We start from the raw sequence: 13,392 nt of genomic DNA, 5'->3' as shown, positions 1-13,392 counted from the left end.
GTGTCTTTTTTTAGAGAACTCCGAACCGCTTTTTGGCCCATTCAGCCAAAAGGGGTTGATACATGGCTACATTAAGAACATGGGAACGGCGTTACCTTTTCATTTTTGCCAGCCAAAAGCGTTCACTGGCAAAAACACAAAGAGTCGATGAACGCGCCTCACTGATTTATAAAACAGCGTTTCTTTTAATACAAAAGATCGGACCAAAAGTTGCGAGGTGACAGCCAAAAAGACCTTGCGTCGAGGAGAATCTGCGCCTGGTTTTTCGCCGTGGATAAACCTTGCGAAAGCTAAGGAATCGGAGTAAAGACAATAGAAAGGGTTATTTCGCGTATCTCAAGGAGGCTTGATGCCCTACTCACATCTATTGGTCGCCGTGGCGCCAACCCCGGAAAGCCGGGTCCTCATTCAGAAAGCCGTCTCAATCGCCCGTCCGGTTAATGCGAAAGTCAGCCTGATCACGCTGGCAACCGATCCGGAGTTGTACAACCAGTTTGCGGCGCCGATGATGGAAAATTTACGCGAAGTCATGCAGGAAGAGACGCGCGGCTTTCTGGCCGAACTCGCCCGCCACGCCGACTACCCTATCGAAAAAATGACCATCGCCAGCGGCGGGATTGCTCATCACGTGAAGGATTTTTGTCGGCAGCATCGCGTTGACCTGGTGATTTGCGGTAACCATAACCAGAGCCTGTTTTCTCGCGCAACCTGTTCGGCGAAAGATATCGTTGGCAGCAGCGGCGTTGACGTGCTGCTGGTGTGTCTGGAAAAAGGTTAGCGCCGGGGAAGCGCTAACCGTCGTTGCCTCAGGCAAGTTTGGGGAAAGTTGCGACCTTACGCGCTAAGTGACTCTCCTCACTGCCTGGCTCAATCTCCTTTAGATCGGCAATAAACCGCTCCTGCCAGCGATGGATATCGTTATCCTTAATCACCGCCAGCATGGCCGAATGGCGGGCTATACGCTCGGCCAGCGGCATGGTTAGCGCCTGATCCAGCGCTGCGGCGACCTCGTCGCGATCGTAAGGATTGACGATTAAGGCCGTCGGCAGCTCGTTCGCCGCGCCGGCAAACTGCGACAGCACCAGCACGCCCGGATTTTGCGGGTCCTGCGCGGCAACATACTCTTTCGCCACCAGATTCATCCCATCGCGCAGCGGCGTAACCAGCCCGACGTCCGAGTAGCGGAAGATTTTCATCAGCAGCTTGCGTTCAAAGTGCTGGTTCAGGTAGTAAAGCGGAGTCCAGCCCAGCTGGCCATACCGGCCGTTAATGCGTCCGGCTGCGGTTTCCAGCTGGTGACGAATATCCTGATAGGCCTGAACATCGCCGCGCGACGTCGGCGCAATCTGGGTATAGCGAATCTTACCGTGATGATGCGGATAGTTTTCAAGCAGCGCCTCGTAGGCGAGAAAACGCTCCGGCAGCCCCTTCGAATAATCCAGCCGCTCGACGGAAAAGATATTCTGCACGCTTTTCAGTTCGCTTTTCAGCTGCGCCAGCTTGGGCGGCAGCGGCCCTTTTGCGCTGCGCGCTATCTCTTCCGGATCGATACCGATTGGGTAGACTTCGGTCTGGAAAGGTTTGCCCCAGGCCACATGTTTTTTTCCGCCGCGCGTCGTCAGACGGGTCTGCATCGATACGCAGTCCAGAAACGCCAGTCGGTCGCTCTCGGTCTGAAAGCCCAGTAAATCGTAATCGCAAAGCTGTTCCAGCAGCTCCGCGTGCGGCGGCAGCGCGTTAAAGACTTCCGGCGTCGGGAACGGAATATGTAAAAAGAAGCCGATGCGGTTATTGACGCCGCGCTGGCGCAGTTCGCTGGCCAACGGCAGCAGGTGGTAATCGTGGATCCAGACAATATCGTCAGCTTCGATCAGCGGCAGCAGCTTATCGGCCAGCTTCGCGTTGACACGCTGATAGCCCTCCCAGGCTTCACGCTGAAAATCGACCAGATCAAGACGATAATGGAACGCGGGCCATAGCACGGCGTTGGAAAAGCGGTTGTAATATTCGTCGTGATCCTGCTCGCTAAGGTTGAAAGAGGCCCAGGTTATATTTCCCTGAGTCACTTTTTTTAGCGGCTGCTGGTCATCACCGATTTCCCCACTCCAGCCGAACCACAATCCTCCGGCTGCTTTTAATGCCCCCATAATCCCCACGGCAAGGCCACCGGCGCTGGCCTTTTTATCATCCGGCGGGGCAATACGATTAGATACTACGACTAAGCGACTCATAGCCATCTCTCCTGTCGGTTAGCGCATCTGGTTGTTGCCCATGATTCGCGATGTTACTAATCCAAAGATGAACAGCGGCGACATCCGGCAGGCGCCAACGCGCCTGGGTCTCGCCGCCGCCCACTTTGACCGATACGCCACTCAGTTGATTGACGACGCTAAAACCCGCTTCATCGGTTAAATCATCACCGACAAATACCGGTTTGCGCCCTCTGAATGGAGCTTCCTGCATAAAAGCGGCTATCGCTTCACCCTTATTCACTCCGCGCGGTTTGATCTCCACCACGCACTTGCCCGGCTGTAAAGCCAGAATGGGATGGCGCTGCACGACGGCTTGCGCCAGCGCCAGCACCGCGTGCTGATGCTCCGGCGCCTGACGGTAGTGCAGCGCAAAAGCCATCCCCTTACTTTCCAGTTCGCATCCCGGCAACGCATCCAGCGCCGCGGTCAGTTCCGCCGACAGCGCCTTCAGGAGGGAATCAGGTAAAGAGACAATATGCGTTTTACCATTGATGTCACGGCGTTCAGCCCCGTGGACACCGGCAAGCGGCAGCCGGTAAGGACGGGTAAGCTCATCCAGCTCAACCATTGAGCGCCCTGAAATCAATGCCACCGCGCCGTTATGCTGCTGCACGAGCTGGCGCAGCGTCTGCAGAACATCGGCAGGAATGACCACCTGATCGGGATGGGGTTTGATACCGGCAAGGGTACCGTCGAGGTCAAAGAAAAAAGCGCAGTTTCCGGTTAACGCAGGCGGTACATAAATCTGGTCAGCCACCCTGTTTCCTCCTTATCATGGCCAGCAACATGCTGGGTGTTAATTTATTGTAGCCATGTAAGTATAGACAGTGTGACCAGCCTCGCCATTTTTGATAGTCATTGCCAGCGCAACGAGCGCTGGCAATGGATTAGGATTAAACTGAAAAGTTGACCTGGATTAAACGGCGCGCTTCGCTTTCTGTTTGTAGCGGTCAAAGATAACCGCCGCCAGCAAAATCACGCCGCGAACGACGTACTGCGAGAACGGCGAGATGTTCAGCAGGTTCATCGCGTTCTCCACCGTCCCCAGGATCAGGATCCCGGCCACCACGTAGGAGATCTTACCGATCCCGCCCTTCAGCGATACGCCCCCCAGCACGCAGGCCGAGATAACAATCAGCTCATAGCCAATCGAGGTCATCGGCTGACCGCTGGTCATACGGGAAGCCAGGATAATGCCTGCCGCGGCAGAAACCAGGCCGGAAAGGACGAAAATAATGATCTTGGTCCGCACCACCGGCACGCCCGCCAGACGCGCAGCTTCTTCGTTGCCGCCAATCGCCAGGGTATTACGGCCGAAGGTGGTTTTATTGAGCAACAGGCCGAAGACAATCAGGCAGGCTACGGTCAGCCAGATAGGCGCTGGCAGACCAAACCAGTTGGCGTATCCGAGAGTAAAGAAGCGCTCGTCTTCAATCCCTACCGCCTTACCGTCAGAGATGATATAGGCCAGACCGCGAACGATCTGCATGGTCGCCAGGGTGGTGATCAGGGCGTTAATCTTCAGGCGGGCAATCACAAAACCGTTTACCAGACCGCTCAGCGCCCCGAGCAGCAGACCGGCGCCGATGCCAATCCACATGCTCTCTGTCAGGTTAATCACCACCGCCGTGGTCACCCCGGCGCAGGCGATAACCGAGGCGACCGACAGGTCAAAGTCGCCGGATGCCAGGCAAAACAGCATCCCGCAGGCCACCATTCCGGACATAGAAATAGCCAACCCCAGGCCTTTCATATTGATAAATGAGGCAAAATTAGGCACAAAAATGACGCAGCCAATAAACAGCACCGCAAAAACAACCAGCATGCCGAACTGATCCCAGACGCGGGAGAAGCTAAAAGCCGACCGGGTAGTACCTGAAGTAGTAACTGATGACATCATAGACTCCTTACTCAGGCGACCGCCTGGCTCACTTTTGGCATCGCAAGGCTCAATGCCTGCTGTTCATTCGCATGTTCATGCAGCAGTTCTCCGGCAATCTCACCCTCACGCATAACCACGATGCGATCGGCAACGCCGAGAACTTCCGGTAAATCGCTGGAGGCAAAAACCACCGCGACGCCAGATGCCGCTAATGCATAGATAACGTTGTAGATTTCGTGCTTAGCGCCCACGTCAATACCGCGCGTTGGCTCATCAAGCAGGATGACTTTCATCTCTTCCGACAGCCAGCGGCCAAGGATCGCCTTCTGCTGATTGCCGCCGGAGAGGTTCATAATCAGCTGCTCGGCGCCAGGCGTTTTGATATTCAGCGATTTAATGTGCTGGTCGGCGTTCTGCGCTTCCCAGGCGTTGTTGATAACGCAGCCGGCGAGAATATGCTTGCGCCGAGCGCTGATATTGATGTTGTCGCGCACCGAATGGACCGGAATTATGCCCTCCGCTTTACGGTCTTCCGGGCAGAGCATCATCCCGGCCTGAATCGCCTGGGCTGGCTTACGAATATCAATGGCCTCGCCGTCGATATAAACCTGACCGCCGGTTATTCTGCTGCCACCGAATAAGCCTTTCATCAGCTCGCTGCGCCCGGCGCCGACCAGCCCAAACAGGCCGACGATTTCTCCGCTGCGCACCGACAGACTGACGGGCTGGCGCACGCCGGGCGCCTTCACCTGCTCAAGACGCAAACGCTCTTTGCCATATTCACGCGGCTGCCAGCCGTAGATATCGCCCAGTTCGCGCCCCACCATCGCCTGGACCAGCGCGTCGTGGTTAACCTCCTGCATATTGTCAAAGGTGCGCACGTAGCGGCCATCTTTGAATACCGTAATGGCGTCGCTTAACGCAAAGATCTCCTCCATACGGTGGGAAACGTAAATAATGACCCGTCCTTCCTGGCGCAGCTCGCGGATCACCCGAAACAGGTTTTCAATTTCTCGCGCCGAAAGGGAGCTGGTCGGCTCATCAAAGGCGATAATTTTGGCGTTACGCGCCAGCGCTTTGGCGATCTCCACCATTTGCCACTGGCCGATAGAGAGATATTTGAGCGGCGTTTCCGGGTCGATATCGAGCCCCAGATGTTTAAGCTGCAGGCCTGCTTCATAATTCAGCAGCGACCGATTCACAATCCCGCCTTTATGCGGCAGCTGACCGAGGTAGATATTTTCCGCCACGGTCATTTCCGGAATCAGATGCAGCTCCTGATAGATAATCGCCACCCCGGCGTTCAGCGCCTCGGTGGTGTGATTGAACGTCATCTGCTGACCGCGGATCTGCAGGCTGCCGGCCGTCGGTATGTAGTTGCCGCTGAGAATTTTCAGCAGCGTGGATTTCCCGGCGCCGTTTTCTCCCATCAGGGCGTGAACCTGTCCGGCATAGCAGCCAAAGCTAATGTCGGACAGCGCTTTAACGCCCGGGAAGGTCATGGTGATGCCGTGAAATGAGAGATAAGGGGTAGACTGTTGCATAACGACTCCGCTTTTCTGTACGGAGCCCCTCGCGCACTGCGAGAGGCCCGGTCAACCGGCCTTACAGCCCTTTTTTCGCCAGCTCTTCTTTAAAGTTGTCACGGGTAATTAGCACCACGTCGGTTACCGCGGTGAATTTCGGCGGCTCAACGTCTTTCGTTACCCAGTTGTAAAGCATCTCGCTGGTTTTATAGCCGTGAATATCCGGGCTTGGCAGCAGAGAGCCGTAGAAGCCGGTGGCCTGGGCTTTAGAAAGCTCGTTCACCGCATCAACGCCGTTAATACCGATACCGATAACGTCAGGCGCTTTAAAGCCCTGGCCTTCGGTCGCGCGCACGCCGCCCAGCACGGTATTGTCGTTCATGCCGACGATCAGCCAGTGCTTAACATTCGGATGTTGAACCAGCATGGAGTTACCGGCGTCAAACGCGCCGGGGATGTCGTTAGATTTGGTTGGCACGCGATAGATTTGTTGCTCCGGGAAGCCGGCGGCTTTCAGCGCGTCGATAGATCCGGTGGTACGGCGGCGGGCGGTATCCAGCTCATCGGCAGTGATAGCCATAACCGCGGTGTCTTTTACATCCCAACCGCGTTTTTGCATCTCTTTATACAGTTCCTGCCCCTGACGCGCGCCGATTTCGCTGGCCGCCATCATCACCAGCGGTACGCTGTCCATCGGTTTGCCTTTGGCGTTGACGAACTGGTCATCGACGGTAATCACTTTCATATCATAGCCGCGCGCTTTGGCGACAATAGCCGCCCCGAGTTTTGGGTCCGGGGTGCAAATGACGAAGCCCTTGGCTCCGCTGGCCGCCAGGCTATCAATCGCGTTAAGGGTTTTCTCGCCGTCGGGAACAGCGATTTTAATCACATCGAAACCTAAATCTTTACCGGCCTTATCGGCAAATTTCCACTCTGTTTGAAACCATGGCTCTTCAGGCTGTTTCACCAGAAAACCCAGCTTCAGCGTCTCAGCCATAGCTGATTGTGACATAACTGCGGCAAGACCAATCGCCGCCAGCGCTTTAGTAAATTTGTGCATGGTAAACTCCAGCTTTAATTCGCTTTTATGTAGGGAAAAATAAGACTTAAATTTTTTATCGGACGAAAAACAAGGCATTAGGAAAATCTCAATCATGAGTGCCGTTGTTTAAATAGTATTAACCGGAAATTATTTCTCCATACGAGAGCCCAATCACATCGCGGAATTACAGTAATTGCGTACATATAAACAGCGAAAAAAGACATAAAAAAAGCGCTAATTGTCAGACAATTAGCGCGGGCCGTAGCAATATTCTCTATATCATCAGCAGAGTTATCCCTGGAGAGATCGCCATTGGCAATAAATGTGCTCCGCATGATCGCGAACAGGTGCCTCGTCCCCCAATAAACGGGCGGCGACGGTGAACGAAAAATCAAAAACGTGCCCTAACCCTTTACCGCTGATCAAATTCCCGTCTTCCACCACCGCCTGGTCAACGTACTCGCCGTCGGAGACGTCTTGCCATAGCTCTCCCGAACAGACGTAGCGACGCCCCTTCAGCAGGCCGTTGCCGCCAAGGACTCTCGCGGCTGCCGAACAGATTGGGCAGATCAGCTTTCCTGCTTCATCGTGGGCCGAGATAAACGCCACGACGGCCTGACTGGCGGCCAAATTCACGCTTCCCTGCGGACCGCCAGGCAGAACCACCGCGTCGTATAGCGCGCCGGCGCGTTCCGTTAGCGTGCTGTCCGCCACCATGGGGATATCATGGTAGCTCACTACCGCGCGCGACTCGGCGCAGGCGAGCAGTTCAACATTGAGATGCAAGCGACGAAGAATATCAATAACCACAATCGCTTCGCCTTCCTCAAAACCCGGCGCCAGCAGCACCGCAACTTTTTTCATTTCCGTCTCCTTCAGATAGCCAGGTAGCAATAATGTGTTTACAAACACAGCATTTTTTTAAATTAACGTCATCATCTGCTTTTTGTTACATGAGCCAGGACGACCCCGCTGATTTTCTTACTCGCAGGCTATCACAAAAAAAGAACTATGAATCACTATTTTTAAAACGAAATTTCACTAACATTACTAGCACTACTATTAATTAGTGAGAGCTCGAAATAAAAATACATAAAATCATCCAGATAAATTTAAATCCGATGCTAAATCTCAGCATTTTCTCTAACAAAAAACCATTATATAAAGATATCTACCGATGCTGTAACCAAATGTAAATATCAGACATTGAGAGTTTTCTTAATTGAAATATAGCGCTATTCTATATCCGTTGAGATAAGAAATTTAATACACAGGCATACGTAGAAGCTCTGAATATTATTATTCAGAGCTATCTTCCTGTGCCCCATAATTTCTACGCAGCCCTGCTATAGATGCGTCAGGATATGACGCCAGCCCCTCCAAAGAGAATAAGGATATTTTTATGGTCGTTCCACGAATGGTCCAAAAGCTAAATAACCAGATGAATCTTGAATTCCATACCTCAAATTTATATCTGCATTTAAGCGAATGGTGTACTCAGCACCGGTTGAACGGTACCGCCACTTTTCTCCGTAACCGAGCGCAAGCCAGCATAACGCAGACGATGCGGGTCTTTGATTTTATGAAAAAATCAGGCGCCTGGCCCGTGGTCAAAGCGCAAGATACCTATAGCGCTGAATGCACATCGCTTGAAGACCTCTTTAGCAAAACCGTTGAGGATTATCAGCAGCGCAGCAGCATACTCTCCAGCCTGGCGGAAGAGGCGAAGGCGCAAAGCGATGCGCCAACCCTGCGCTTTCTGACGCTGCTTGCGGAACAACAGGATCGGGATGGCATGCTGCTGGAGACGATTCTTGACGAAGTACGCCATGCGGAAAAAGCCGGGACCAGCGAACAACAAACCGATCGTTACCTGCTCGATCTGGTCAGCAACCAGCGCGGCTAACCCCATACTGGCGGGGATACGTCGCCTGTTCGCGCCCGCACTCGCTTTATCCTACCTCCCCTGCTCACCCTCTTTTTCGGCGCTTCGGCGCCGTTTTTTATTCCTGAAAAGCATTAAAAAGTTTTAACCAGATCTCATTCCCGCTCAGCCGGAGGAATTAGCAGGGTATTGGTGATCTGGATCACGTTTAAAACCATGAGTTAATAATATAAAAACAGTGTTTCAAAAATTTAAAACACGGAGTTTATTTTAATGGCAAGATATACGGCTTCAGCCTCACAGGGGCTGCAGGGAAGACCGATTTTGTTACGCCATCAGTTAGCCTACGGCGGCGGGAATTTGCTGGGAAGCGGCGCACTGGCGATCAGCGGCGCATGGCTGCTCTATTTTTATACAACCTTCTGCGGGCTGACGCTGATCGAAGCCTCCTTTATCTTTTCCGTCGCCAGTATTATTGACGCGATTAGTAACCCGCTTATGGGTTATCTCACCGATAACTTTGGCAAAACGCGGCTTGGTAAACGCTTCGGTCGTCGCCGCTTCTTTTTATTGATTGGCATTCCGCTGATGATGTTCTACCCGCTGCTGTGGGTAGAAGGCCTCGGCTTCTGGTACTACCTGTGCACCTACGTCGTCTTTGAAATCATTTATACCTCGATTATGGTCCCCTATGAAACATTGGCGACCGAAATGACAGACGATTTCTCACTGCGTTCGAAACTGACCGGTTACAAAGCGATTTTCGGCAAACTGGCCAACTTCCTGGCGGCCTTTATCCCGGGACAGTTTATCCTGCTCTATGGGAAAGAATCCGCGACCCCGTTCTTCCTGACCGGGCTCACCTACGGCGTCATTCTCATCGTGGCCATCTCCTGCCTGTGGTACTGCAGCTGGGAGCGTCCGCGAGAAGAGGAAATGAGCAAGGGAAAGAAAAAGGGGCTGCTCAGTACGCTGCTGATGCTGGCGAAAGATATGCGCTCCACGTTTTATCTGCGCGTATTCCGTAAACACCTTGGTATGTATCTCTGCGGCTTCGGCGCCGAGTGGCTGTTTGCGTCGATCTTCACTTACTTCGTTATCTTCGTGCTGCAGCACGATCCGGCGATGGTAGCCGGCCTCAACAGTCTGAACTCCATCCTGCAGCTGGTATCAACCGCCCTGTTTATCGGCCTGTGTGTGAAGAAAGGCTTCAGTAAACCTTATATTCTGGCGCTGAGCGTGGTTATCTTTGCCGTACTGCTCTACACCTCGCTGTGGTTCTTCCATCTGCCAGCACACCTGGCAACCATTCTTATGTTTGGCATTACCGTACTGTTCGGCCTGGGCACCGGCGGCGTGTACTACATTCCGTGGACCGTTTACACCTTTTTGGCGGATGTCGATGAAATCTATACCGGCCGTCGCCGCGAAGGGATCTATGCGGGAGCAATGACCTTCTCCGGTAAAATTTTGCGCTCTATCATCGTCTTTTCCATGGGGGCGATCCTCAGCTTCTACGGATTCCAGTCGAAGGCGCATACGCAGCCTGAAAGCGCGGTCACCGCGATTGCGGTTGTGTTCTGCGCGGGGGTGATTCTGCTGGCTCTGGCAGCCATTGTGTTCAGTAAGCAGATGAAGCTCGATCGCAAGGCGCACCTGGTGGTGTTGCAGGAGGTCGCGCGCATTAAGGCAGGTGGTAAGATCGGCGATATCGCGCCGGAGGTTCGCCTTATCGTGGAAGATTTAGTCGGCCACCGCTACGAAGAGTGCTGGGGCAACAGCAAGCTGTTTAAAAATACCCAGAAAGGCGCCATTCAAACCGCCGTATCCCACTAATCGGTTAAAACGCCCCGCGATCGCAATGATGACGGGGCTAACGCAGCTAGTGCGCTTCTTCCTGCGGGGTGAATTTCAGTTCAATCAGCGCGATGGCCTTTTGTACCGCCCGCAGGGTCACCGGGTCAGCCGACGCCGGGTGGCTGGCGAAATCGATAGCTTTCAGCTGGGTGGTCATTTTTTCGCGTACCTCGACAGGGGCGATAATATCAATGACATCGAGGATCTGTTTGATGACTAACTGGCAGGCAACCACGTCAGAAACCAGTTCGTCGTGTTCGGTAAGATGTTGAGACATGTTTCACTCCTTTTTTCAGGAGCGTAATAGTAACCTAAATCGTGGAATATAAAAAAACCTGCCGCAGCAGGTTTTTTATCAGAACATACCGCCAGGCGGTACGTCTTTGAAGGTTTTGCAGTAGTTTTCGAACATGCTCTTCAGGATTTTGCGCAGTTTCATGGTTGACTCCATTTTTTGTTATGCAGGTGTTAATGTCTTTACGGCTATAATATGACTTACATCACAAAAATCAATCAAAACGTGCGCAAAATCACCTATTTTTTACAAAAATAATTTAATTATTAAACAACAGTGAGCGAAACCGGAGATTTAAGCACTGAACGCTCCGGACAACTCTGCGCTCTCTTTGCTATGGCAGCGACACAATAATGAGTACAAACACCTCTTCCAGGGATGACCGTTCTTTTTCAGGGCCTGCGCTGCTGGTGGCTGGCGCCTTTTTTATGGAGTTTCTCGACGGCACGGTGATTGCCACCGCCCTGCCCGACATGGCGAAAGATTTTGGCGTGACGGCGGTCGATCTCAATATCGGGATTAGCGCCTATCTTATTACCCTTGCGGTCCTGATACCGGCCAGCGGCTGGATCGCCGATCGTTTCGGCGCCCGGAAAATCTTTACTCTGGCGCTGGCGATTTTTACCCTGGCTTCGGTGTTTTGCGGGCTGTCGACCCATGTTGATGTGTTCGTCGCGATGCGCATTCTTCAGGGGATAGGCGGCGCGCTGATGGTACCCGTTGGCCGGCTGGCGGTGCTGCGAACCACACCGAAACATCAGCTGATTAAGGCGATTGCTACCCTGACCTGGCCGGCGCTGGTCGCGCCAATTATTGGCCCGCCGCTGGGCGGATTTATTACCCGCTACGCCAGCTGGCACTGGATATTCTTTATTAACGTTCCGCTCGGGCTTATCGCTATCGCCCTGTCGCTGCGCATCATTTCCAATATTCGCGAAGATGAGCGCCGTCCTTTCGATCTGCCCGGCTTTCTTGCCACCTCGGTGGCGATGATTAGCCTGGTTGCCGCCATGGAGCTTCTCGGCGAGCGCCAGCCTCTGGGTTGGCACACCCTGGCGCTGCTGGCGTTAGGCCTTGGCTGTATGCTCTTCTCGCTGCGGCATTTCCGTCGAACCGCGTGGCCGATGGTGCGCCTTGATGCGCTACAGATCCCCACCTTCAGGGTCACCATGTACGGCGGTTCCCTGTTCCGCGCCTCGATTAGCGCCGTGCCGTTTCTGCTGCCGCTGCTGTTCCAGGTCGGATTTGGTATGGACCCCTTCCACTCGGGGCTGCTGGTGCTGGCCGTGTTTGTCGGCAACTTAACCATCAAGCCCCTCACAACGCCGCTGATCCGCTGGTTGGGCTTTCGCCGCCTGCTGCTGATTAACGGCGCATTAAACGTTTTCTCGCTGTTGGCCTGCGCTTTTTTAACCCCGCAAACGCCAGTTTGGCTGATCCTGGTGATTCTGTATCTTGGCGGCGTTTTCCGTTCTATCCAATTTACCGGCATCAGCACGCTCGCGTTTGCCGATGTACCTGCCACGCAAATGAGCTATGCCAATACCCTGTTCAGTACCGCTTCACAGCTGGCCGTTGGGCTTGGGATCACGCTCGGCGCGATTGGTATTCGTCTTGGGGAAGCGTTCAGCGACTGGTTTACGCTTTCTCACCTGCCGGGCATCAGCTTCCGCCTGTCGTTTATTTTTATTGCGTTGATTTGCCTGGTAGGAATGATTGATAGCCTGCATTTGAGCAGAGAAGCGGGTAGCAGCGTATCGAACAAAACAAGTAGATAAAGAAAAGGCCAGCAGCGCTGGCCTGGAAAATTCATACTGATCGGATATTAACCGACGATCTGGCGAACGAACGCTTCGATCTCTTTATTCTGGCAATTCTCAAAGAAACACTGCTGGAAACGAGGGCCAGAAACGGCGGTTTTTACCAGCTCCGGATCGATGGCGCGCAGCGTATCCAGGTAGTTCTCCTTAACAACCGCAGCTTTCACCGTGTTCAGGATCCCGGCATTACGTACCTGAGGCTCTTTACGCTCCGGCGGATAACCTTCGCCGTTGCGACCGGTGAAGGCTTTTTCAAAGATAAAGCGGACGTTCAGCTCCGCGCCCCAGCCAAACCCTTTCGCAAACGGCAGAGAAAGCGCGTTACCGTTGTTGATCTGCGCAAACAGGAAGGCATCCGCAGGATCGATGCAGTAGCCGCAAACCACGCCCGGGTGAATATTCAGCGACATCAGCGCGCCCTGGCCCGTGCCGCAGCCGGTCACGACAAAATCGACCGCTTTCGAATTCAGCAGGATGCTGGCCATGATCCCCAGATGGATATAGGTCAGGTGATGGTCGTTTTCATCGCTCATCCCGACGTTATAAACCGGGAAACCTTTCTCGTCAGCAACGGCGTTTAACTCATTGAGGATGATGGCGTTTTTGTTCGCCTGGCTGTTTTCCATCATCAGTGCGATTTTCATGCTTTACTCTCCTGAATGCTGTGCGGGCACTCCCGCGATAGTTCGTTAGCGTTGCTAAGAACAATACTACCTTACGAACATACTTTCAAATTTTATGAAAAGTTGTTTTATAAATTGCATCTCGCCTCACACTTTTGACTTCCGTCCCCTGCCGGTAAGGCGTCGTCCCCCGCGCCCGTCTCAGGCTCA

Annotated in this window: 14 protein-coding genes; 5 read left to right on the top strand and 9 right to left on the bottom strand. The window is 53.4% G+C overall.

Annotated elements, in window-relative coordinates:
• The first annotated feature begins 62 nt into the window (after window positions 1-62).
• Both GUC22_RS09675 and uspC read left to right on the top strand, forming a co-directional pair.
• Entirely contained in the window at window positions 63-221 is a 159-nt protein-coding gene (locus GUC22_RS09675; protein ID WP_155553276.1) for a hypothetical protein, read from the top strand.
• Between the two features lie 128 nt (window positions 222-349).
• Window positions 350-778 carry a universal stress protein UspC gene (uspC, locus tag GUC22_RS09670; RefSeq protein WP_004122077.1) on the top strand — a complete coding sequence of 143 codons (429 nt, stop codon included), beginning with the start codon at window positions 350-352 and terminating at the stop codon, window positions 776-778.
• 28 nt (window positions 779-806) lie between these two features.
• On the opposite strand, the gene otsA is transcribed toward uspC, so the two are convergent.
• The 6 genes from otsA to GUC22_RS09640 all read right to left on the bottom strand — a co-directional run bounded on the left by otsA (window position 807) and on the right by GUC22_RS09640 (window position 7,566).
• Window positions 807-2,231 (bottom strand): alpha,alpha-trehalose-phosphate synthase, encoded by a 1,425-nt coding sequence (gene otsA / locus GUC22_RS09665; RefSeq protein ID WP_004136641.1) that lies wholly within the window; start codon window positions 2,229-2,231, stop codon window positions 807-809.
• Window positions 2,206-3,009, bottom strand: coding sequence for a trehalose-phosphatase (gene otsB / locus GUC22_RS09660; RefSeq protein ID WP_004136637.1), 804 nt, complete (start codon window positions 3,007-3,009; stop codon window positions 2,206-2,208). The genes otsA and otsB overlap by 26 nt, the downstream gene beginning before the upstream one ends.
• A gap of 159 nt (window positions 3,010-3,168) precedes the next feature.
• Window positions 3,169-4,149: an L-arabinose ABC transporter permease AraH gene (gene araH, locus GUC22_RS09655; RefSeq protein WP_004136631.1), complete on the bottom strand. Its 981-nt coding sequence runs from the start codon at window positions 4,147-4,149 to the stop codon at window positions 3,169-3,171.
• Between the two features lie 14 nt (window positions 4,150-4,163).
• The gene (araG, locus tag GUC22_RS09650; protein WP_024359885.1) at window positions 4,164-5,678 is read right to left on the bottom strand and encodes an L-arabinose ABC transporter ATP-binding protein AraG; all 1,515 of its coding nucleotides are present in this window, start codon (window positions 5,676-5,678) and stop codon (window positions 4,164-4,166) included.
• A gap of 61 nt (window positions 5,679-5,739) precedes the next feature.
• Window positions 5,740-6,720 carry an arabinose ABC transporter substrate-binding protein gene (locus GUC22_RS09645; protein WP_024359886.1) on the bottom strand — a complete coding sequence of 327 codons (981 nt, stop codon included), beginning with the start codon at window positions 6,718-6,720 and terminating at the stop codon, window positions 5,740-5,742.
• A 273-nt stretch (window positions 6,721-6,993) separates the two neighbouring features.
• Window positions 6,994-7,566 (bottom strand): DJ-1/PfpI family protein, encoded by a 573-nt coding sequence (locus GUC22_RS09640; RefSeq protein WP_004136626.1) that lies wholly within the window; start codon window positions 7,564-7,566, stop codon window positions 6,994-6,996.
• Between the two features lie 538 nt (window positions 7,567-8,104).
• On the opposite strand from GUC22_RS09640, the gene GUC22_RS09635 reads away from it, so the two are divergent.
• The gene (locus GUC22_RS09635; RefSeq protein WP_004136625.1) at window positions 8,105-8,608 is read left to right on the top strand and encodes a non-heme ferritin-like protein; all 504 of its coding nucleotides are present in this window, start codon (window positions 8,105-8,107) and stop codon (window positions 8,606-8,608) included.
• A 303-nt stretch (window positions 8,609-8,911) separates the two neighbouring features.
• Window positions 8,912-10,423 (top strand): MFS transporter, encoded by a 1,512-nt coding sequence (locus GUC22_RS09630; protein WP_170960577.1) that lies wholly within the window; start codon window positions 8,912-8,914, stop codon window positions 10,421-10,423.
• 46 nt (window positions 10,424-10,469) lie between these two features.
• Here GUC22_RS09630 and GUC22_RS09625 read toward each other — a convergent pair whose 3' ends face one another.
• Both GUC22_RS09625 and azuC read right to left on the bottom strand, forming a co-directional pair.
• Window positions 10,470-10,721: a DUF2766 family protein gene (locus tag GUC22_RS09625; RefSeq protein WP_004103438.1), complete on the bottom strand. Its 252-nt coding sequence runs from the start codon at window positions 10,719-10,721 to the stop codon at window positions 10,470-10,472.
• A gap of 78 nt (window positions 10,722-10,799) precedes the next feature.
• Window positions 10,800-10,883, bottom strand: a complete 84-nt coding sequence (azuC, locus tag GUC22_RS09620; protein WP_004136622.1) for a stress response protein AzuC — start codon at window positions 10,881-10,883, stop codon at window positions 10,800-10,802.
• Window positions 10,884-11,092: 209 nt separating this feature from the next.
• Between azuC and GUC22_RS09615 the strand changes: the two genes are divergently transcribed.
• Window positions 11,093-12,517 (top strand): MFS transporter, encoded by a 1,425-nt coding sequence (locus GUC22_RS09615; protein WP_064411575.1) that lies wholly within the window; start codon window positions 11,093-11,095, stop codon window positions 12,515-12,517.
• A 47-nt stretch (window positions 12,518-12,564) separates the two neighbouring features.
• Here the strand turns inward: GUC22_RS09615 and GUC22_RS09610 are convergent, their stop codons facing one another.
• On the bottom strand, window positions 12,565-13,203 hold the full coding sequence (locus tag GUC22_RS09610; RefSeq protein WP_004136617.1) for an RpiB/LacA/LacB family sugar-phosphate isomerase: 639 nt from the start codon (window positions 13,201-13,203) through the stop codon (window positions 12,565-12,567).
• Window positions 13,204-13,392 lie beyond the last annotated feature (189 nt).

The organism is Klebsiella sp. MPUS7, from assembly GCF_009905335.1.
Taxonomy (GTDB): Bacteria; Pseudomonadota; Gammaproteobacteria; order Enterobacterales; family Enterobacteriaceae; genus Klebsiella; species Klebsiella grimontii.
The sequence above is the reverse complement of the archived record's forward strand: the minus strand, read 5'-3'. Positions and strand labels throughout refer to the sequence as shown.